The 21,251-nt window shown below is 50.2% G+C and carries 20 protein-coding genes; 17 read left to right on the top strand and 3 right to left on the bottom strand.

What is annotated here, in order from left to right; translation table 11 throughout:
- Window positions 1-3 precede the first annotated feature (3 nt).
- Both hisN and ACJMM9_RS17790 read left to right on the top strand, forming a co-directional pair.
- Window positions 4-843, top strand: a complete 840-nt coding sequence (hisN, locus tag ACJMM9_RS17795; protein ID WP_405330060.1) for a histidinol-phosphatase — start codon at window positions 4-6, stop codon at window positions 841-843.
- 121 nt (window positions 844-964) lie between these two features.
- Window positions 965-1,105 (top strand): hypothetical protein, encoded by a 141-nt coding sequence (locus tag ACJMM9_RS17790; protein ID WP_405330057.1) that lies wholly within the window; start codon window positions 965-967, stop codon window positions 1,103-1,105.
- Here the strand turns inward: ACJMM9_RS17790 and ACJMM9_RS17785 are convergent.
- Entirely contained in the window at window positions 1,087-3,486 is a 2,400-nt protein-coding gene (locus tag ACJMM9_RS17785) for a DNA internalization-related competence protein ComEC/Rec2 (RefSeq protein ID WP_405330054.1), read from the bottom strand. The two genes, ACJMM9_RS17790 and ACJMM9_RS17785, sit on opposite strands and share 19 nt — an antisense overlap.
- Before the next feature lie 77 nt (window positions 3,487-3,563).
- On the opposite strand from ACJMM9_RS17785, the gene ACJMM9_RS17780 reads away from it, so the two are divergent.
- The 4 genes from ACJMM9_RS17780 to ACJMM9_RS17765 all read left to right on the top strand — a co-directional run bounded on the left by ACJMM9_RS17780 (window position 3,564) and on the right by ACJMM9_RS17765 (window position 7,820).
- On the top strand, window positions 3,564-4,841 hold the full coding sequence (locus ACJMM9_RS17780; protein ID WP_405330051.1) for a hypothetical protein: 1,278 nt from the start codon (window positions 3,564-3,566) through the stop codon (window positions 4,839-4,841).
- 4 nt (window positions 4,842-4,845) lie between these two features.
- Window positions 4,846-5,379 carry a DUF4416 family protein gene (locus ACJMM9_RS17775; protein WP_405330048.1) on the top strand — a complete coding sequence of 178 codons (534 nt, stop codon included), beginning with the start codon at window positions 4,846-4,848 and terminating at the stop codon, window positions 5,377-5,379.
- 111 nt (window positions 5,380-5,490) lie between these two features.
- Window positions 5,491-6,690 carry a hypothetical protein gene (locus ACJMM9_RS17770; protein ID WP_405330045.1) on the top strand — a complete coding sequence of 400 codons (1,200 nt, stop codon included), beginning with the start codon at window positions 5,491-5,493 and terminating at the stop codon, window positions 6,688-6,690.
- Between the two features lie 8 nt (window positions 6,691-6,698).
- Complete coding sequence (locus ACJMM9_RS17765; RefSeq protein WP_405330042.1) at window positions 6,699-7,820, top strand: hypothetical protein; 1,122 nt, start codon at window positions 6,699-6,701, stop codon at window positions 7,818-7,820.
- 133 nt (window positions 7,821-7,953) lie between these two features.
- Here the strand turns inward: ACJMM9_RS17765 and ACJMM9_RS17760 are convergent, their stop codons facing one another.
- Complete coding sequence (locus ACJMM9_RS17760) at window positions 7,954-8,880, bottom strand: tyrosine-type recombinase/integrase (RefSeq protein WP_405330039.1); 927 nt, start codon at window positions 8,878-8,880, stop codon at window positions 7,954-7,956.
- Between the two features lie 108 nt (window positions 8,881-8,988).
- Between ACJMM9_RS17760 and ACJMM9_RS17755 the strand changes: the two genes are divergently transcribed.
- The 5 genes from ACJMM9_RS17755 (at window position 8,989) to ACJMM9_RS17735 (ending at window position 13,628) form a co-directional block, all read left to right on the top strand.
- The gene (locus tag ACJMM9_RS17755) at window positions 8,989-10,266 is read left to right on the top strand and encodes a hypothetical protein (protein ID WP_405330036.1); all 1,278 of its coding nucleotides are present in this window, start codon (window positions 8,989-8,991) and stop codon (window positions 10,264-10,266) included.
- 29 nt (window positions 10,267-10,295) lie between these two features.
- Entirely contained in the window at window positions 10,296-10,856 is a 561-nt protein-coding gene (locus ACJMM9_RS17750) for an STAS domain-containing protein (RefSeq protein WP_405330033.1), read from the top strand.
- A 174-nt stretch (window positions 10,857-11,030) separates the two neighbouring features.
- The gene (locus ACJMM9_RS17745) at window positions 11,031-11,774 is read left to right on the top strand and encodes a peptidase M23 (protein ID WP_405330031.1); all 744 of its coding nucleotides are present in this window, start codon (window positions 11,031-11,033) and stop codon (window positions 11,772-11,774) included.
- Window positions 11,775-11,844: 70 nt separating this feature from the next.
- Window positions 11,845-12,909: a hypothetical protein gene (locus ACJMM9_RS17740; RefSeq protein ID WP_405330028.1), complete on the top strand. Its 1,065-nt coding sequence runs from the start codon at window positions 11,845-11,847 to the stop codon at window positions 12,907-12,909.
- Window positions 12,906-13,628, top strand: coding sequence for an NUDIX domain-containing protein (locus ACJMM9_RS17735; RefSeq protein ID WP_088639213.1), 723 nt, complete (start codon window positions 12,906-12,908; stop codon window positions 13,626-13,628). Before ACJMM9_RS17740 ends, ACJMM9_RS17735 begins: the two co-directional genes overlap by 4 nt.
- A 91-nt stretch (window positions 13,629-13,719) precedes the next feature.
- Here ACJMM9_RS17735 and ACJMM9_RS17730 read toward each other — a convergent pair whose 3' ends face one another.
- Window positions 13,720-13,929: a hypothetical protein gene (locus tag ACJMM9_RS17730; RefSeq protein WP_405330025.1), complete on the bottom strand. Its 210-nt coding sequence runs from the start codon at window positions 13,927-13,929 to the stop codon at window positions 13,720-13,722.
- Window positions 13,930-14,091: 162 nt separating this feature from the next.
- On the opposite strand from ACJMM9_RS17730, the gene rimP reads away from it, so the two are divergent.
- The 6 genes from rimP to ribF all read left to right on the top strand — a co-directional run bounded on the left by rimP (window position 14,092) and on the right by ribF (window position 21,242).
- Window positions 14,092-14,544: a ribosome maturation factor RimP gene (gene rimP / locus ACJMM9_RS17725; protein WP_014546932.1), complete on the top strand. Its 453-nt coding sequence runs from the start codon at window positions 14,092-14,094 to the stop codon at window positions 14,542-14,544.
- 13 nt (window positions 14,545-14,557) lie between these two features.
- Entirely contained in the window at window positions 14,558-15,781 is a 1,224-nt protein-coding gene (nusA, locus tag ACJMM9_RS17720; protein WP_088639215.1) for a transcription termination factor NusA, read from the top strand.
- A gap of 81 nt (window positions 15,782-15,862) precedes the next feature.
- A complete protein-coding gene (gene infB, locus ACJMM9_RS17715; protein WP_405330020.1) occupies window positions 15,863-18,961 on the top strand; it encodes a translation initiation factor IF-2 in 3,099 nt (1,032 codons plus the stop codon).
- Window positions 18,961-19,314: a 30S ribosome-binding factor RbfA gene (gene rbfA / locus ACJMM9_RS17710; protein ID WP_014546935.1), complete on the top strand. Its 354-nt coding sequence runs from the start codon at window positions 18,961-18,963 to the stop codon at window positions 19,312-19,314. Before infB ends, rbfA begins: the two co-directional genes overlap by 1 nt.
- Window positions 19,315-20,349, top strand: a complete 1,035-nt coding sequence (locus ACJMM9_RS17705) for a tRNA pseudouridine synthase B (RefSeq protein WP_405330017.1) — start codon at window positions 19,315-19,317, stop codon at window positions 20,347-20,349.
- Window positions 20,349-21,242 carry a riboflavin biosynthesis protein RibF gene (gene ribF, locus ACJMM9_RS17700; RefSeq protein WP_405330014.1) on the top strand — a complete coding sequence of 298 codons (894 nt, stop codon included), beginning with the start codon at window positions 20,349-20,351 and terminating at the stop codon, window positions 21,240-21,242. The genes ACJMM9_RS17705 and ribF overlap by 1 nt, the downstream gene beginning before the upstream one ends.
- Window positions 21,243-21,251 lie beyond the last annotated feature (9 nt).

The following is a 21,251-nucleotide window of genomic DNA, read 5'->3' as shown; positions in this document are numbered from 1 at the left end:
GTTATGGAAAATCGCGAAATTGCAAAGGCCGGTGTCGCTCCCGAGAATCTGGAACTCCTGAAGATTGCTCTCAAGACGGCGGAACTTGCCGAAGAGAACATCCTCAAGTTTTATCAGAACGATGTTGGCGTTGAATGGAAGGCTGACAAGACTCCCGTGACGATTGCGGACAAGGGAACGGAAGAACTCGCCCGCAAATTCTGGGCGAAGGAAACGCCCGGTTTTGGCGTCATTGGCGAAGAATTCGGCATTGAAAGCCCGGATGCGGAATACCAGTGGGTGATTGACCCGATTGACGGTACCAAGTCGTTTATCCACGGAGTGCCTTTGTTCGGAACGCTGATTGGCCTTTACCACAAGAACGTTCCGATTGCGAGCGTGATCCGTTTGCCGGCAATGAAAAGCGCCGTGTGGGCGGTGAATGGCGGCGGCGCCTTTTTGGATGGTCGCGAAGTTCGCGCTTCGAAGGTATCGCAGTTGAGCGATGCTCTCGTGCTTTCGGGAACGGTCAATACGATGGAAGACAAGGGCTTTGGCGAAGGCTTTGCGAAGCTCCGCCGTAGCGCTCGTTTGCACCGTGGCTGGGGTGATTGCTACGGCTATTACCTCGTGACTGCTGGCCGTGCCGAAATCATGGTGGATCCGGTCGTTTCTCTGTGGGACATTGCTCCGTTCCCGCTCTTGATGAAGGAAGCGGGCGGCAAGTTCAGTACCATTGACGGTAAGACGGAACTCTTCGATGCAAACGGCAAGCCGACGGCTCCGATTTACGAAGGCTTTACGAGCATCGCAACGAACGGACTTTTGCACGACATTGCACTCGAAACTCTTACACGTCATTGAGCGAGCTCATGACTCGGCGGAAATCAAATGCGAGTCCACAAGTGGCCTCTCGCTTGATTTCCTTACACGTCGTTCCGCTACGTCATTCCGGCCCTTGAGCCGGAACCTAGCCGGAATCTAGATGGCGGATCAAGTCCGCCATGACGCCACTGAATACTCCGCGATAGCCTATACCTTTACTGGATCCCTCGTCGCTTCGCGTCTCGGGATGACGGTGAGTGTGGAGTCTTGGGATGACGTTGTTTACCACATTGTTGTATAGCTGATGGAATCAGGGACGAACGTGAACGTTATCGTCCCTTTTTTGGCGGTGTTGATGTAGGGAATGTTTAGCGAGTCGAGGCGGTCGGTCACTTGTTTGTGCGGGTGGCGGAATTTATTCTTGCGACCGCTCGGGATGATGGCGTACGTGGGGGAGACTGCGTTTAAGAACTGTACGCTGCTGGATGTCTTGGAACCGTGGTGCCCAAGCTTTAATACATCGCTTTTTAGATAAGCGTCTGTCTTCATGATTTCTTTTTCGCCTTTGACAGTGAGATCTCCGGTGAGGATTGCTGAATGCCCGAGTCCTTTAAGCCTAAGCGTAATGCTTCCTTCGTTCGCTTCGACGCAGATGTCGTTTCGCGGGTGGATCGTCCGCATTTCGAAGTATTTCTCTTTCCATAGAATGCCGCGATGGATGTTGCGGATGGGGATGTTTCGCTTACGGGCTTCTTGAAGAACTTGTTGCCAGTCGGGCTTACTTTCTTTCATGGAACAGTCACTTGTCCAAAGTTCCTTGACGGGGAACATTTTCAGGAGCGAAAGCGCTCCGCCGAAATGGTCCTTGTCGGGGTGCGTGATGATGAGCGCATCGAGCTTACTTACGCCGATGTGATGCAAAAACGGAACGATGATGTCTTTGCCGGAATCTTGGCGGCTGTTGTCGCCTGCGTCCACGAGAAAATACCTGCCGGATGGTGCCTTGACGAGATGGCTGTCGCCTTGCCCGACGTCGATAGTCGTGAGTGTCCAGGACGGGTGCAGAACCTCGCGGTAGCTTTCAAACGCAAATAAAGCAGCGGCGATCAAAATGCATAAAAAAGCGTACTTGCGGGCAATGTAATTCTTGTAGCAAACAGGCAAAAGCAAAATTAGGATCCCTAGCGCCAAGAGTACCGCTGGAGAAAACGGGCCGACGGTCATCGAGGCTGCTGCACAGTCCGAGAGAATGCGCGTCAATAGCGAAGCCAACCTCAAAAAGAATCTCGCGGCAGCGCAAAATGTTCCGCAGACAAAGTCTATGGGCGAAAGCTGTGCAAAAAGCCCCGCTTGCATGCCAAGAGAAATCGCGGGCACGATAATCAGGTTCCCGAACCAGGCGAACGGCGAAAGCGTCTTGAAATGATGGATGAGGAACGGGGCTGTCGCGAGTGTTGCGCAGAGCGTAACATAAGTCGGGTCTATCGCGAACGCTTGAATCTTTTGCCAAAGCTTGTTTTGTTTGAAATTGTCGGGCAAAAGTTTTGTCGGGTTGTGTGGTGTACCGATGATGATGCCTGCGGTCGCGGCAAAAGAAAGCTGGAATCCCGGATTCCAGATGACGCTTGGCTCTGGCAAAATGATGAGAAGCAATGCGACTCCCAGACTGTTGAGCGTGTTTGTGGGTTTCCCGAATAAAGTGCCAATTTGCGGGATGACAAACATCATGACGGCACGGCGCACGGCTGGCGAACCTCCCGTGACGGGAACGTAAATGGAGAGGAGAATTGCTGCAATGATAGTTACGATTTTGTGTGGAATCCCGGTTGCTTTCAGGAAAATCATGAGCATTCCCGCAAGCAAGACGACGTGAAAACCGCTAATTGCAAGTACATGTACAAGTCCCGACCGCTGAAAATCGCTCCGCAGCACTTCTGGAATCCCCGAGCGGTCGCCTGCCAGTAGCCCCATCAAGAGTCCCGTTTCGGCTGGGTCGAGGAATTTTGCGAATCTCGCCTGCATAAATTGCCGGAAATTAAAAAAGCTTCGTTCAAAAGTCCAATCGCCCGGATACGCGTTCCAGTGCTTGAATTTGCCATAAGCGGCCAAATTTTGCGATTTTAGCCAGTTTTGCGTGTCAAATGCGCCCGGGACACTCGGCGGCGTCACGGGGTACCACGAAGCTTCAAAACAGATGGAATCTCCAGGCAGGGGTAGGTCCGGTAAGTTCCGCTTCTCGGTCAGGCGCACTTTATATTCCCCGTGCGCACTCTCGTGAGCTATTTTCTCGGCATTTGCTGAAACATTGATGATAAACGCCGTCCCTTTGGGCCGTGGGAGCCTAGACTCGACTATCCCGCAGCCAGAATTACTTATGGCATCGCTTTTGCAAACTATCTTACTAGTAAATTGCTCGTTCGATAGCTCAAAAATCCCTGGAATCCCCTCATGGGCGACAATTCCTGCAGCCATGGAGACGAATATGACCCATTGGATGCGTTTTCTGAATAAATGCGTCGAAAAAAGCAGTGCTCCAAGTAGAAAAACAGCATATTCGGGCTTGTCGATGGATACTAATGTGATGACGGTCGCTATTGCGCTCACTAGGGCGGGTTTCCCGTTTAGCGGGGCTAAAAGATCGTTAAATGTGATAAATATTTTTTCTTTGATATTTTTTTTCATTTTAAGATTTCTTTTGTATTTTAAGTGGGTGTCTGTTTCTTATACACGCATTTGAGGAGAATTTGGGTCCGTTTTTTATGAAAAATGTTTGTAAAAAGATGTGGGTTTTGGGGCTTTTTTGCTTTTTGTGGACAAGCTTTTTTACATCGTGTTCTGATACCGTTGGCGCAGATGGTGACGTGACGTTACCTCCGAAAAACCTTACGATTGTTCATAAACTTTATCCAAACGACATGGCGAAAAATGATTCTGCTGCGGCAAATCTCGCTCTTGGAGTCATGCTTGTCGTTCATCCTAAAGCGTCCTATACGTTATCGTTTGATATAGATTCTACACAACCGGTCCCAGAATTGCAGTTGTTCCGTACTTTCGATATCAACGATCCTGATGGACGTGTTGGCTACAAAAAGGTGCGTACTTTATTGCCGGAGATTGTCGGAAATCGCTATGTCTATTCTTTTATTTGCGAAGAAAACAAGATGTCGATATGGTTTACGACGCTAGGCGTTGATGGAAATTATTATGAAGGTAAAATCAATAATATAAGCTTTAATGGAACTGGCACATATAGCGACCATTTTTCTATTAATTTGATTGTTGTTGGTGCCATGGAAAAAACGTGTGACGGGAAGAATGTCGATGAACTTTCCCGCTACATGCTAGATCTTTTTCGCGAAAAGTATTACGGTGTAACCATTGATACTCTTTATGTGCGTTATGCGCATGAACATCCAACGTTGGGGAGTAAATATCCGGCGGATAAGCCCTGGGTCGCTGGTGAAAGTTCCGAAGATATGTTTTTGAGTGAACTTGCTGGGTGGCCTGAAGATAATCTTCGCAATTCGCTGAATGTAATTTTAGTACATAGCATTGGTGAAAATGAAATCATGGGTTTTGCCCACTTGTTCTCGGGAGTTCTTGGCGCCGGAAAGGAAAATTCAGTTGTGATAGGAACGCATGTCAGAAAGTCGTTGAATGAACTGGAACTTCTTTCGTCCTATAACATTGTGATGACTGCTGTGCACGAGACGGGGCATTTCTTTGGGCTAAGGCATACGTCGGCAACGCGGCGTGATTTGAAGGGAGATATGTCAAACATCGAAGATGGGTTGACGGATACTCCGTTCTGTAGGTATTTTTTGACGAGTACTCTTTATAAGCAGTCAGGGCGTTATGATTTTGTTTCTAGTGGTTGCCGTGAAAATTGCGCCATTTCGAGAAACGATCCGATTTATGCTTGCCCAGATTTAGATAATATTATGTTCCCTGTGACGGTTGACTGTAATGAGGGCGCCTCGTTTACGAACCAGCAGATGGAAATAATTCGATCTTCCTTGATGATTTTCCCGCACTAAAAAGATGAAAGCTTCTCAATTTTCTGAAAATGCGCAACTGATTGCGTTTGTGTTGCAAAAAGGGTCTGAATGGGATCCGAAAGTAATTGAACTTCTTGAAAAGACTTGGGGACCGATCCGCCATAAAGGACGCCTCTTTGCGTTTGACAAGACGGATTACTACAAGCCTGAAATGGGCGATGGCCTTTATCGTGGGGTCGTTTCTTTTGAAAAGGAAATCCCGCCAGAGACGATTGCTGAAGAAAAGGAACGCAGCAATGCGCTAGAACTTACGACCGCTTCGGCTGAAGCTCCTGAACTTCGCCATGTAAACATTGACATTGGCTACATGGACATGGACAAGGTGGTGCTGCCAAGTTATAAACGCGGACCGTTCAAGCTTTATGCGGGCAAGGGCGTGTGGCTCGACATGCTATTGACATACGCAAAGGGCGTTTTTCATCCGACATCTTGGGCCTTTGATGATTTTGTACGGAATCCCTATCAGCACGATTTGCAGCTGATCCGTGAAAAGTTCAAAAAAGCGCGTAAGGGATAATTCGGAATTAGTAGTTCGGAATTAGGAATTATCGCTCAATATCGCTTGATTCCCTCCCTTTGGTCGAGAAGGGCGATTCTCTAAGTCTAAATCTTTTTATATTGCATATTGATGAATAAGAAGCATTTACTCCTTGGTCTTTTGACCTCTTCGCTTATGGCGTGTTATTCCCCCGATCCGTTCGAGGCAGAATCATTGAATAATTCTGGTTCCAGTGTGGAATCGGAAATAGGAAAGGTTTACCCGGTGGATGGTGACGAAAAAGATGGAGAGCAAACCTGCAATCCTTCTGTGAGCAATGATCCTGTAAAATTCCCGGCATCGATGCTCTGGCTCAACTTCGGTAAAATCAATGTGGGTAAGCACGATGCTAACTATAGCGTAGAAAAAGTAAGTGTGCATGACCGCTTAACGGTTTCGGATACGGCTAACGATGTGAAGTGGTATCTGATGCGCGATGTATCCAAAGGCGAATGCGAGTTCCAGGACCCTGAATGGAGTACGCATGCTGATTACATCGTCGCTTTGCGTGGTTATGATGTCAATGGCAGCAAGGCTTGCGAAGATCTGGACTACGGGATTTTTGCCGTTCGTACGTCGGATAAGGAAAAATTCTGGTTCTATGAGAAGAAGATTATTGGAGAAGCGACTCCGCATGTGTGGGTTGATCCTTCGGCTGAAGCTCCTGAAGATGGCGATGATTCAACGATTGAAGGCTTCTTTGGAACAAAGAATGTGCGCCTCACCTACATTGAGGGGGAACAGTATCCGCAAAGAAAAATCGTGTTTGTCGATTATGCAAACGGAGGCAAGGCCGTTAGGCTGAAAAAGCCGTCTGACCGCGAAAACTGGAATATTGATAGCCCTTTGATTTCGCCGGATGGAAAGTTTGTCGTCTATAACATGAAAAAGAGCGAAAACACCTGGGAAGCCTATGTGCAGGAACTCTCCGAGAATTCAAAAGCCGTAAAGATTGAATTGACGAAGGACATGATGTCTGAACCGGCCCAGCCGCATTGGTTCCAGTTTAATGATCGGCTCTTTGTTTTGTGGGCTGAGTTCCCGCAGAGTTCGGAAATGCAGATGCTGAATAAGCACAAGCTGAATGAAGCATCGAGCCAGGATGGTTCTGTCGGCCGTACGGTGATGCGCGAGATTCGCTTGAATGCGGGTGCTCCTGCTGACCTTGCCGTGGAATGGGTTGGAAATAATATCGAAATTGCGCCTGTGCCCATGACTGGAGGCCGCTCTCCTGACGGCAAGTTCCTGGCGACTGGCACAAACAATGCCTATTTGATTAAGCTTCCGTGAGGTCCGGCATGAAAAAGAATTTATTGGTTGAAGGCTGTTCTTTAGTCGCGCTTGTTGCGGTTGCTTTTTATGCGGGCTTTAATTCTCCTGTGGCGCCTGCGACTCCGTGGCAGTCCATTGGCGGTTGCGGTGCGGGTGGATCTGGAGGTGGCTCTGGCGATGGCATTAAGTGGATTGGCCAAGGTGTTTCTGGCGGCTATCTTGAAGCCGAGGTCTTTACGAAGTACAATGTAGGGCAGAACTTCTCGGCACTTTCTGTAAATCCGCATTTTTCGATTAAACCGACCTGGGATACGAAGCTTGGCGTTTCTATTCCGCTTGTGAGCCATCAGGGCGAAGTGCAGTACCGTAGTAACCAGGCTCCGACAGACCGCAGTACGGGTGGCCTTGGTGATATCTCGTTTGACTTTTCGAAGACGATCGGCAGTGGCGGTGCGGCCTCGCTTTCGGCTTCGCTCACGATTCCGACTGGGCAGTACGATATCAAGCGTGGTACGGATAATTCAAAAGAAATCTTGCCGAGCAGTTTCCAGAAAGGGAGTGGCCTTTATTCGCTTACTCTTGGATGGGATTACAGCCGTGATACGGACAAGGGTATTTGGCTTTATAGCTTGAGCTACACGCACCCGTTTGCAATGCACTTGTTCTCGGGGAAAAACGAGTTTAACGACAGCTACTGGAAGAATATCAAAAAACACGGAGATCGCTTCAAGTACCGTTTTAAGCCTTATGGAGAAAATGACCTTGGCGCATTTACACCTCCGTCCGTTGGCGGCTCGATTGCCTATGGTTATCGCGGCCGTACCGGCATTGTGCAGTCGTTCGGCTTGAACTTCTCTGTTCCGCTTGGCGTGGCCTGGATTCCTTCAGAAACGGAGGGCGTCTATGACCCGAAGCCGGATCCGGATCACCAGGCTTGGTCGTTCTCGCTTGTGTATGGCATTGAGTTCTCGAATCCGGATTTCCCGGTGTTCCTTGCGCTTTCGCTGCCGATTCACGACAAGGCGGGTGGCGCTAATGCCAAGAACGAATACGATGAAAGTCCTATGAAAAAGTGGAACGCTCCGGACTGGAAAGATATTGGCCAGCAGTGGACGATTGCCGTTGGCGTTAAGGGAAGCTTCTTCTAATTAGACGAATGATCGCTTCGCTGGTAGACGAGAGACGAAAGATGAATAGTCGCGCCTTTGGCGCCTAATAGTTGAAAGAATCTCTCTCGTCTTTCGTCTGTAGGACCTTTGGTTCGTTCTTTCGTCTAGAGGGCTACGCCCTTGGATGCGTTTTCTTGAAGGCTTGCTTTAAGCGTTCGGCGTTTACGTGCGTGTAGATTTGCGTGGTGGAAATGTTTGAATGTCCGAGCATTTCCTTGACGCTCATGATTTCGGCGCCGTTTTCTAGCAGGTGCGTGGCGAAACTGTGGCGCAGTACGTGCGGGCTTGCCTTGCCTTCCCAGCCGATTTCCCGCAGCAAGTCATGGATGTCGTTGCGCAATGTGCGGAGTCCAAATGGTTTGCCGTCTTCGCTCAGGAATACAAAGCTCGTGGCGCCTGGGGCGTGTCCTGCGTTAATTTCTGCCGCCCTGAATTTTTCGAGCCAGGAAATGAGCGAATCCGTAATGGGGACGATGCGTTCCTTGTTTCCTTTACCGATCACGCGGACAAGCTTTTCTTTTATCTGTAACTGATTCCAGCAGAGGCTTTGGCATTCTGAAATTCGAAGCCCCGAACCGTAAATGAGTTCGAGCAGGAGGCGGGCGCGGACTTGCTTTAATGACGGATTCTCGGGGAGTTCCGGGAATTTTTCTTCGGCGAGATCTTTCTGTCCGAGAAAGGAAACGAGACGCTTTGGACGCTTGGGCATGGGGACCGCTTCTGCGGGATTTTTTTGCAATACCATGGAACGTACGAGGTACTTGCCAAAGCTTTTTAATGCGGCCAGATGCTCGCAGATGCTTGTGGGCGCTAGTTTCTGCTTGATTTTCAGGTCCCACACAAAAGCCTTGATGTTCATTTCGGAAAAGGCTTCGAGCGGTAATGCTTCTTGTTTTGCATTTGGACTGGAGTTGTTTTCTGCCAGTGATGCGATATATTTTTCGAGTGATTTCCGGTAGGTTTCGACCGTTCTTTCGGAGTACCTGCGCTGTGTTTGCAGGTATAACAGGAAATTTTTGATGTATTCGTCTAAAAGCATTGTTCTTCGCTGTTGTCAAAAAGAAAAATAATCTATCTTAGTTGACACCAAATGTCTTTTTTGAAAAAAAATATATCTCTTCGGATTAGTTTTCTTGCCTGTGCGCTTGTGCCGGCGGTTTTTGCCGCTGACCGCGTTGTTGGGGCGAATGCGACTCTTGATGTTGAACCTGGTGCACGTTCTGCGGCGCTCGGTTCGGCAACCCTTGCTGTCGAGGGTGACTATCTTGGACTTACGACTAATGCGTATCAGCTTTCCCAGGCTAAGTATATGTGGGCCTCGTTCTCGCATACGGCTTATTACGAGGATACCAAGTACGATTATGCATCTATGGTGATTCCTATTCCTGGTAACCAGGGATTGGGGGTTGCATTTTCAAGATTTGGTGCGGATGACATCCCGTATATCAAGGATGGCGAACCGTTACCTGAGGGCTCGAATTACAATACTCTTTCTATAGCTGACTGGGTGTTTTCCGCGTCTTGGGGGCGCCGCATCATGGACCGTCTGGACTTGGGTGTTGCGTTCCACGTGCTGTACCGCGATATGGACCAGAGTGGCTGGGGCTTCCGCGGCGATGCTAGTGCCCGCTATCGGATCAAGGACGATTTTTATGTATCTGGCCTATTGAAAGGTTGGACTTCGTCGGCTGCAACCTGGGATTCAGGCGAGTTTGAATATTCTGCGCCTGAATTTTATCTGGCTTTGAGCTATGGCCTACCTGTGGAATACTTGTATGGCAAGTTCAATTTCTATTGGCAGAGTGCAGGCTTGTTCCATCGCGAAGCGAGAGACCTGGATCTGGATACCGATACTAAAGGCAAGCGCATTTGGGAAAATCCTATCGACTGGCTTTCTGGTGGCCGTGGTGGTGTTGAATTTTCTTTTGACTTTGGACTCAAGTTGCGCGTTGGCCTTAGCAGCTTCACGACGTTCAAGAGTGTAACGGCGGGTGCTGGTCTTACAATTGCGAACTTCCTTGTGGTAGACTATGCATTTGAATCTCATCCGGTTTTTTCTCCGGTGCATCGCGTGAGTGTAAGCTTTAGCCCGTACCTCTTTGGGCACAAGCCTAGAGAACAGGGGCATTTGGACAAGGCTGCCGCAGCAAGGAAACTTGTCACTGAAGAACCGGAAGATTTGCTTACAGAAGAATTTGTGGAAGAGAGTATCCAGAAATCTGTTGCTCCGACAGCTCAGGTGGAACCTCCGGCTGAAACGCTTGTTCCTGCGGCGCAGGCGACGGCTACTGAATCTGTGTCTTCGGACGCACCTGTGGCACCTACAGCTCCTTCAGCTTCGGAAACTTCTGAAACTTCGGCTCCTGCGGTTACGCCTGCTCGCCCAGCTGCGATTGTAGAAACGGATGACGAAATTCTGGAATAGAGGGCTACAAGATGGGAAATGTAAAGAGTGTGGGTTTGTTTCTTTTGCTTCCGGCACCACTCAATCCGATTGGGGCTTTTGACGCGGAAACATTTAAGGCGGATTTTCGTGCCGCTGTTGCCGCGAATTCGAAGGCGAAGTTTATAGGAGTAGACTTGTCGGGCCTTGATTTTGTCTATAGCGATGCCTACAACGCTTTTATGCAGTTCCATCAGGAGCTTTCAAAGCGCAAGGGCGCCTTTGCGGTTCTTGCCGATAAGGAATCGCTTGCCAAGAGCTTGAGAAAAGTGGGGCTTGAACGGTTCATTCGTATCTTCGGAAGTGTTGATGATATGGCTGCGTTCACTCCGGTTGATCAAAAGAATCCGGCAGCAGTTGTTGACGAACCTGTGAAGCATGTAGAGGAGGCTTCTTCGCCGACGAGTGCTTCGCAAGTTGAATCTCAGGTTCACCAGGCTCCGGCGGTAGACCCAAAAGTCATGGATAAGAATCCGCTTGTTGATGAATCGTCGTCTTCAAAGGGGTCCTGCATTGCGGTACTTGTCCTTTTGCTGGTTGTTGTCGCTGTTGTTTCCTATTTAGTTTTGTAATCGATGGCTGTAGAATTTTCTGAGTATCAAGGGAAAAAAAGAAAACCGCGGGAACATGGTAAATTCCCGCTGATAAGGATTGTCCTTGTCTTTACGTTGATTGTGGTTGCCTATACGAATGGGTGGTTTCACAAACTAGTGGAATTGCTTCCGCTTCCAGGGAATGAAGAACCAGTGGCACCTACGGTTGAGGAATGGATTGCGGGATGCACGTCGTATGACGGAACGCCCTTTGAACTCAAGAAAGAATATGCGCAATGTTCCTGGATTGTTACGGATTCCCTGGCGCTTCCCAATTCATTCTTGCGCTATGTCAAGAACTTGGCCAGTGATGGTTCCAAAATCCATTGGGTCGCTTCTAAAAAAGATTTTGGCGACGCCCTTCTTGTTGTGCTTGAGGATTCAACTCGCAATGTCTATTTGCATATGACCCGCGAGGATTCTTCGAAGGTCTGGGTTTCAAGCAAGACCGGATGCCTTTTCCCGGGACCGTGTCCGCATGTGCCTCTGGGATGGTCGGCGCTTGCGATTGTAGACAACTTTGACTTTGAAGGTATGGAACAGCTGCTTTCTGCGGATGTCTTTACTGGACTTGGCGAAGCTCCGATCTATCCTGTGCTTCCTGGTGTTGTGCTGGAAGCGGGGCGTGACTCGCTTGGAAATTTTGTCGAGCTTAATCATGGTAACGGGATTACTTCGCGCATGTTTGGCATTGGCTCATGGAAGATGGCGCCGACGGTTGGCAAGGCGCTTGGTGTCAAGGATGCGGTGGGACGCCTTTCGCCACAGGATAGCTCCACGTTCTTTTTGACGGTCCGTCAAAATGGCTTGTTCGTGCGCTGGAAGGATTTTTATAAATCAACGCATCCGGTGGATTCAACCCAAATTGCTATATTCAAAAAGAATCTGCCTTTTTGAGTGAGTCTGTATGAAGCGTAAATCCGCAGTGCTAAAATTCCCCTTTTGCTTGCTTTTCTTTTTGGCGCCTTTGTTTACTAGCTTTTTGTCTTCGTGCGCACAGGATGGCGATGGTCCGCTGGATGTGATGCCGAATGGATACGCTATTGAAGGTAAAGGCTATTTCCTGAAAGCGTCGCTTGATTCTGGCAAGGCGATTCACCTGATCTCGGATACGCTTTATGTTACGTTATCTCAAATCTGGTCTTTTTCGAATTGCTCGTTGACGTCAATTGATCTGAACTATTCCTTTGGAGATTCAGTTTTGGTCATTTCACCAACGGTGAAAATAAAGGTGAATTCGGATGATTGCCCTGCTCCGATGTATCGTCCTGATTCGACGTTTAAGATGCTGATGGATAAGGACATTCCTTCTAAGATTACAGAAATTGTCGTGAAAAACGATGTGGATTCACTTTTAGATTCCATTATGCTTCGCCGGGGAAAATTTGTGCGGGATACCTTTAGCATTTTTGTGGATTCCGCATTTGGAGAACCGGGGCAGTTTCCGTTAAGGACGAAAGGATCCCCTTCGATTTTGCGCGTACTGGATTCGATTACACCGCAAAAGTTTTTCTGGCGTACACTTCGCGCAAATTGCGCCATGCGTGTAGATATGTGTGATTCCGTTGTTGCCGATACTATTTATCCTGGACAGTGGATTGCTGATGATACTGTGCTTGTGCCGGTGCGTCGTGCCTGTGCCTTTGAAGATTCAACGTATTGCCTGGAGGCAAAGTGGGAATATGATTCTACTGCTCTTGGTAAGGTGAATGAGCGCCTTGATACGGTTTGGCATACGAGTTTGTATTACATAGAGAATATTCCTTCGTGTGGACAGATCAGTGAATTTTCGCATACGGGATTTATCCTTGGCCAAAACATGGTGTTTGGGCGCGAACTTTTTGAACCGGATGAAAGTGAACTCTCCTGTGGCCCTTCGACAAGGAAAGATTGGTTAGTCTATAACCTTGCCACGGATAGCCTGGTAACTGAATCTGAAGAAAAAGAATTTATAGATAGTTTGTATAAAACCTGGAAGTCGGCAACGGTTGCTAACGATACGCTTAAGGCCGATTCGACGGAGTCAAAATGATTGAATATTCCTTTGCTGCTGAAATTGCCGAAGAAGACAAGCCGGTAATTCTCGAAAGCAAGATTTATAAGCAGTGGCTTGAAGCATCTGAAAAAAAATTCAACATCACGAAGGTGCATTTTGCTTCGGTCGATTACTTTAGCAAGCGCCATGAACCGTTGTTTATCAAGCTGAATGCGACGGCGTTCTTGCCGGATGGAAAGCCTGTGCATGGGATCGTGCTTGTGCGTGGCCATGCGGTGGGTGTGCTTGTGGTGCTCCATTGCGAAGGCAAGCGTTATTTGCTCCTGGTACGCCAGCCGCGATTTGCAATCTCGGAAACGGATTCGCTTGAAATTCCGGCGGGGATTCTTGACTGGTCGGGCGATTTCCGCAAGGTGGCGCTCTCGGAACTTGAAGAGGAAGCTCAAATCAAGGCGAAAGATTCAGAGCTTATTGATTTGATGGATTTCTGGTACAAGGGTAAATACGACGGCTTTGCCGGAAGCTGCGGGCTTTTGGATGAACGCATCCGCCTTTATGCGATTGAACGCAGCGTGACGCGTGAAGAACTTAATGCGATGGATGGCAGGAACCAGACCTACACGGACGAGAACGAATGGATTCGTACGGAAGTTCTGCCTTACGAAGAAGCCGCTCACCAGTTTATCGACGGGAAGAACTTTATTGCGCTGTTCCTCTACGAACGCTGGCTCGAATCGCAGAAGGTGTACTATTAGTAGGAAGTAGACGGTAGACAGTAGGAAGTTGGAAGTTTGGCGGCTACGCCGCGATTTTGAATTCTAATTCCTGTTGCCTAAAACCTAATTTTTAAAAAATCAAGTTGTTAATCGTAAGTCCAGCGAAGAACAGGATGAGGTAGCCGTACCAGAGTCCGGTCGGCACGTAGTTCCAGATGCGCTTGTACTTTTTCGGTTCGTCCTTGTTCTTGTCCTTGATACGGATAATATTTTTCTTGAGGTAAAAACCGCAGAGCGCAAGCCCGCCGAAACTGATAAGGATAAGAAGTACGTAAGCCATGCCACAAATATAGCATATTGCCCCATTTTTATACTCTATCAGTTGCCTAGTGCAAAAAAAATTTCTCTATTTGGTGTGTACTGACGTTCGTGGGTTCAAATTTGGCTTGAACGAGCCGGATTCGGGTCCGAATACGAACGCCGTTTATTGTAAGAGGTTTATTTGGTCGCCCAAGAAAAACTGAATTCTCTCATTGCCGATGCATGCAAGTCCGCATCTGTTACGCTTGTGGAAGCTGATGTGTTCCGTGCTGGCAAACGCAAGACATTGCGAATCTTTATCGACAAGCCCGAAGGTGTAACTATCGATGACTGCACGAACGTGAGTCATTTCCTTTCGGATGCGCTGGACCTGGATCCCGAGTTGATCGAGGGCGCTTATACGCTTGAAGTTTCTTCTCCGGGAATAGACCGCCCCCTCAAGTCGATGGCGGATTTTGAACGCAACAAGGGGCGCCTGCTCCGTGTGACCCGCTCGACGGGCAAGCCAGTGACTGGTGAACTTTTGAATGCCGACGAAGAAAATCTGACGCTCAAGCTCAAGGGCAATGCCGGCGAAATCGTCATACCGCGGTCCGAAGTGCTTTCGGCCAAGGTCGAAGTAGAAATTAAATAGGAAGGTCAACTATATGAAGAACGAACCGAAAGTAAACTTGCTCGACGTACTCAAGGAAGTCGTTGAAGACAAGAGTGTCGATGATTCCGTGATTTTGGACGCCCTCAAGAAGGCTCTTATTTCTGCGGCCCGCAAGTATCTGCACATCGAAAAGAAGATCAACGTCGATATCGACATGGAAACAAACGAAGTCCATGTGTTCTTGAACGTCGAAGTTGTCGATGACTATCCGGACTACGACCCGAACATGACTGCCGATGAAGTGGCTGAAATGGACGAAGGCTACATGCTCGTCGAAGAAGCTCGTGACTTCAACGAAGATGCTCAGGCAGGCGACAGCCTTTATATGGAACTCCCGACCTCCTCCTTTGGTCGTCAGGCCATCCAGACTGCAAAGCAGCTCTTGACCCAGCACATCCGTAGTGCCGAATGCCAGCGTATCATGGACATCTACCGCAGCCGCATCGGTACGATCATCAACGGTACGGTGCTTCGTTTGGAACAACGTAATGTCATCGTTGACCTTGGCAACAAGATTGAAGCTGAACTCCCGGCTCGCGAACAGATCCCGCACGAACGCTTGACTCAGGGCGCTTCTGTGAAGGCTGTGATTGCCCGCGTGGAAGAATCCACGAAGAGCGGTGCTCAGGTTATTTTGTCTAGATCCAATGCCGACTTCCTCAAGGCGCTTCTCCGTCAGGAAGTTCCGGAAATCTACGAAGGCACTGTCGAAATCAAGGCTGTTGCCCGTGACTCCAAGAATCGCCGTGCAAAGATTGCTGTTTACTCTCGCGATGAAAAGATTGACCCGGTTGGCGCTTGCGTCGGCATGAAGGGTGCTCGCGTTCAGACGATCGTCCGCGAACTCGGCAACGAACGTATCGACATCGTTCACTGGGACGAAAACTTCGACGTGTTCGTACAGCGTTCCTTGGCTCCGGCATCTGTCCTCAAGATGTTCCCGGTTCCGGATACGGACCGTATCGTGATCATCGTGGATGACGAAAACCTCGCTCAGGCTATCGGTAAGGGTGGCCAGAACGTGGAACTTGCTGGTCGCTTGGTGGATCGCAAGCTCGATGTTCATGGAGAACAGGAATGGTCTCAGATGGACGAAGAAGCCAAGAACAACATCCTCGCTCCGAACTATGAGGATGAAAGAAGAATGAGAGCGAAGCGTATGGACGAAGACAGAAAGGCTAAGGCCGCAGCTGTCAAGAAGGACGTGAACGCTTAAAAACTTTTGCGCAGGGCAAATAGTTTAACGGAAGAATAAGAAAAGGAATTGAATAGGCTATTCATGACGAATGAATCTCAAATGAAACCTAAGGATTGGGCAGATGCTCATGGATTGAAGGTTGATGTGGTGATGAAGCTGCTCCGCGATGCAGGCGTTGCAGTTCGTACCCATATGTCCAAATTGGATATGGCAGACTTTGCTAAAATCGAGGATGCTGCCGCTGCCGAAAAACAGAAGCAGGATGCCCGCAACAAGAATCTCAAGAGGCCTACAGCTTCTGAATCTGATTCTTCCGCTTCCGCTCCTGCAAAGAAGAAGGAAACGTCGGTTGCGACGAACAGACTTGGCTTGAAGGTGAGCCTCAAGAAAGGCCCGGGTCCCCGCAAGGAAGCTCCGAAGCCTGCCGCTAAACAGGATGTGAAGCCCCAGGTTGCAAAGCCCGCTGCTCCGGCTGCTGTAAAACCGGCTGCCCCGGCACCTGCACAAGTTGCCCCGAAGCAGGCAGCTCCTGCTCCGGCTCAAGTGGCTCCTGCCGCTCTGGCCCCGAAGCCTGCTGCCCCGGCTCCCGCACCTGCTGCAGCGCCTGCTGCTCCAGCCGCTCCGGCTGTTAAGCCCGCCGCTCCTGCACCGGCCCCGGCACCGCAGGCAAAGCCTGCCGCCCCGGCGCCTGCACCAGCCGCACCGAAGCCTGCTGCTCCTGCTTCGGCTGTAAAGCCTGCCGCTCCGGCCGTCGCAAAGCCCGCTGCTCCGCAGCCGACTATGATGTCTGCTTCTACGGAACTCAAGCAGCCGCCGATGAAGGCTCAGGTCTTCAAGCCCGATGCTGCAATCCTTGCCCGTATCGAAAAGTCTCGCCAGCAGGCTCAGGCCGCTCGTAACAACCATCGTCCGAATGGCGGTCGCGGTGGCAATGGCAACAATGGCCAGGGCTATACAGGTACGTTTGGCCGTCTTTCGAACAACAACAATGGCGGTAACGAAAACCGCAACAATAACAACAATAACCGTCGCCCGAATGGTGGTAACGCCAGCAGCAGTAGCCGCGGTTATACGGGTCGTAACGGTGGGTTCTCTAGTGGCTCCATGCAGGAAGCTTTCAACGCTTCCAATAACAACAACCAGGCTCTTGGCCAGAATCAGAACGGCAAGGGCAATGGCAAGGGCCAGAATGGTCGCCATAATAACGACAAGAACCGTCGTAGCAATACTAAAGACCGTCAGGAAATGCAGAAGGAACAGCAGCAGGAAGCCGTACGTCAGAACGTTTCCCGCGTGATGGCTTCGCTTTCCAAGAACCCGGTCAAGAAAGTTTATCACAAAGAACATTCCGAAAACAACTCGGGTGAAGAAAAGAAGATTCTCAAGACTTCTGACTTTATTACGGTGGGCGAACTCGCAGGTCTCATGGACCAGATGCCGGCACGCGTCATTGCAAAGTGCATGGAAATGGGCATGATGGTGACCATCAACGCTCGCCTTGATTTCGAAACGATCCAGATTTTGGCTGATGAATTCGGTTACGAAGCTCAGCTGATGGAAGAATACGAAGAAGAAGCTCTCGGTATCGAGGAAGAATCTCAGGAAAATCTCCAGCCGCGTCATCCGGTGGTTACCGTCATGGGCCACGTTGACCACGGTAAGACTTCTCTCCTCGACTGGATTCGTAAGACCCACGTGGTGTCCGGCGAATCGGGTGGCATTACGCAGCACATCGGTGCATACGAAGTCACCACCAAGCAGGGCAAGGTTACCTTCCTCGATACTCCGGGTCACGAAGCCTTCAGTGCTATGCGTGCTCGCGGTTCCCAGGTGACTGACGTTATCGTTCTCGTCGTGGCTGCAGACTCCATGGTCATGCCGCAGACGGTTGAATGTATTGAACTTGCAAAGCGTGAAAACGTTCCGATGGTCGTCGCCATTACAAAGATGGACCTCCCGACCGCTAACCCGGACAAGATTCGCGCCCAGCTCGCAGAACGCGGTGTGGAAGTCGAACAGTGGGGCGGTCAGACCAGCTGTATCGAAGTTTCTGCACGTACGGGTCAGGGCATGGATGTGCTCCTCGAAACGCTCGCTCTCGAAGCTGAAATTCTTGAACTCAAGGCCAATCCGGATACGCACGCCCGTGGCGCTGTCGTTGAATCCAAGCTCGACGTGGGTAAGGGTTCCATGGCTACGATCCTCGTGCAGAACGGTACGCTCCATGTGGGTGACCCGTTTGTTTGCGGTATCTACGCTGGCCGTGTCCGTGCCATGTTCAATGAACGTGGTGCCCAGTTGAAGGAAGCTCCTCCTTCTGCTCCGTGTCAGGTGCTCGGCTTTGACGGTACTCCGCAGGCCGGTGACGAACTTGTCGTGGTGGAAGACGAAAAGACCGCACGTGAAATTGCTTCCAAGCGCCGTATGGCTGCCCGTGAACGCGATCTCCGCGCCCGCAAGACGGTCTCTCTCGAAAACTCCTTCAACGCAAAGAAGGAAGGTACGCTCTCCGAACTCAACCTCATCGTCAAGGCCGACGTGGGTGGTTCTGCAGAAGCTTTGGCCGCTTCCCTCGAAAAGCTTACCAACAAGGAAGTCCGCGTCAACATCATCCGCAAGGGTGTGGGTACGATTACGGAATCCGATATCCTGTTTGCAACGACCGCACAGGCAATCATTATTTCCTTCCACTTGATGCCGTCTCTCGCTGTCCGCGAAATGGCTCAGAAGGAAGGCATTGAAATCCGCAATTACCGCGTGATTTACGACTGCATTGAAGATATCAAGAACGCTGTGGAAGGCCTCCTCAAGCCGATCATGCGCGAAGAACTCGTTGGCGAAGCCGAAATCCGCCAGGTGTTCAAGGTTCCGAAGGTCGGTCTCATCGCTGGCTGTATGGTTACCGACGGCGAAGTCGACCGCACGAGCCATGTCCGCGTTTACCGCAACGGTATCGAACTCGGTACGACCGTGGTCCAGTCTTTGAAGCGCATGAAGGACGACGTCAAGTCTGTCGCTCGTGGCTTTGAATGCGGTATCGGCCTCAAGGGTTACGACGATATCAAGGAAGGCGATAGCCTTATCTTCTTCAAGGAAGTCAAGGTTGCCCGTACGTTGGAAGACGTTGCCCGCGAAGAAGCTGAAGAAAAGGCAAAGAAGGCTGCTGAAGAAGCTGCCGCAGCGAAGGAAAACGCTTAATGACTCGTAGAACCGATAGATTAGGCGAGCAGTTCCGCGAAGAAATCTCCAAGCTCATCCAGAAGGGCTTGAAGGATCCGCGCGTGAGCACTCTCGCGAGCATTACCCGTGTGGACATTACCGAAGACCTGAGCTACGCAAAGGCCCTCGTCTCGGTGATGGGTTCCGATAAAGAAAAGCGCGATACGCTTGTCGGACTCAACAATTCCGCCGGCTTTATCCGTGGCGTTTTGGGCAAGGCTTTGAAGATTTTCAAGGTTCCGGAACTCAAGTTCGTTCTTGACGAAAATCTCGAACATGCCATGCACATTGAAGAAATCCTTGCAGAACTGAAGCAGAAAGGGGAACTTTAATTGTCCTCTTCCGGCTTCGTCCTCTTGGACAAAATTGCAGGTGAAACATCTTTTAAGGCCCTTTTCCCTCTGAAAAGGGTCTTTTGTACTAAACGCGTGGGCCATGCGGGTACGCTCGATTTGCGTGCAAGCGGGCTTATCATTGCAGCCACCGGCCGTGCGACGCGCCTTTTGCCCTACATCGAGGCGAAGGACAAGTGCTATACGTTCCGTCTTCATTTGGGCTACGAAACAGATACCCTTGAATGGGACGGGGAAGTGGTTAAGGTAGACGAGAGACTAGAGACTAGAGACGAGAGTGGCGAGGTTGAGAGTCTTTCTGGAATCAGTCATCCTCCGAAGGAGGATCCATACAGTTCTTATTGCACCGGTGTGGAACTTAATACAATTCAGTGCGGAAAGCCATCGGTGACGCGCGCGGACCTCGAAGCTGTCCTCCCGCAGTTCATTGGCGACATTGACCAGGTTCCGCCGAATTACAGTGCTGTGAAAATCGACGGCCATCGCGCAAGCGACTTGGCGAATCGTGGCCGTGATGTGGAACTCAAGCCTCGCCGCATCCATATCGAATCGCTGAAGGTTGTGGGCGAGGGGCTTGTGACGGAAGGCTGTACCGGCAAGTGCTTTGCCACGTTTGATTTGGAATGCAATTGTAGCAAGGGAACGTACATCCGTTCGCTCGGTCGTGATTTGGCTCGTGCGCTTGGAACGTGTGGCTGCGTTTCGATGATCCGTCGCCATCGCATTGGTAATGTGACTGTGGACCGCGCTGTTCGCGGGGATGCTCTCACGCCGGAACATTTGCTCCCTGTGGACCAGGTGCTTGATTTCCCGGTGGTCCGCTTGAATGACGATCAGGTGAAAGCCATACGTTTAGGAAATTGGGTGCCGTGGCGCACACCTGTTGAAAATTTAAGCACGACGCCTGGGACGGAAAAGTTTGTCTTTACCGCCGATAAAGATGGCGCTGTGATTGGACTTGGCGTTTATGATCCGGGTCGCATTTGCCCCAAGTTCTTTTTGGGTGATGATTAATGAAACGCGCTGTGACAATGGGTAATTTTGATGGGTGCCATTTGGGGCATCAGGCACTTTTTCGCACGCTCAAGGCGGTTGCGGAAGTGAACCATTTGCAGCCGACAGTCATCAGCTTTGAACCCCATTCCAATTACGTTTTGCGTGGGCCGGGCGATCCGCTGCTCCTCACGACGACCGAAGAAAAACGCGAGTTCGTCGAGAGTCTCGGCATTGAATTTTTGGTATTGCCGTTCACGAGTGAATTGGCAAAACTCCCATTTGATAAATTTGTCCGCACGGAACTGATTGAAAAGCGCGAAGTCGTTTCGATGTTCTTTGGGCACGACCATTGCTTTGGCGCTGGTGGCAAGGGCAATTATGAGACGATTACCGCGGCGTTCCCGGAACTTTCGACGCAGATGCTATCGATGGTGCTGCACAAGGGCGAACGCGTGAGTTCTTCTGCCGTGCGCAATGCTCTTTTGAATGGCGATGTGGACCGAGCGCAGACGTATCTGGGCCGCCCGTATCGCTTATCTGGAACAGTTGTTGTTGGCAAACGCCTTGGCCATACGATTGGATTCCCGACCGCCAACGTGCAGATGGAACAGTTCAAGTTCTTGCCGAAAGGCGGCGTGTATGTTGCAAGCGCAAGACTCTCGGATGGCCGCATTTACCGTTCTGTCGTGAACATCGGAACGCAACCGACAACGCCCGGAACGCATAACCTTGCGGTCGAAGCATATTTGCTGGATTTTAGCGAAGACATTTACGGCCAGCACTTAGCGCTGGACTTGCTCGCCTTCTTGCGCCCCGAAAAGAAGTTTGCGAGCATCGAAGATTTAATTCGCCAAATCGGCATGGACGCCGACACTGCCAAGAATTACAACGGAAATCACTGGGCGGAGTAGGATAAGGAA

Source organism: Fibrobacter sp., from assembly GCF_045112255.1.
Taxonomy (GTDB): Bacteria; Fibrobacterota; Fibrobacteria; order Fibrobacterales; family Fibrobacteraceae; genus Fibrobacter.
This window is presented reverse-complemented; position numbering and strand designations above follow the sequence as displayed.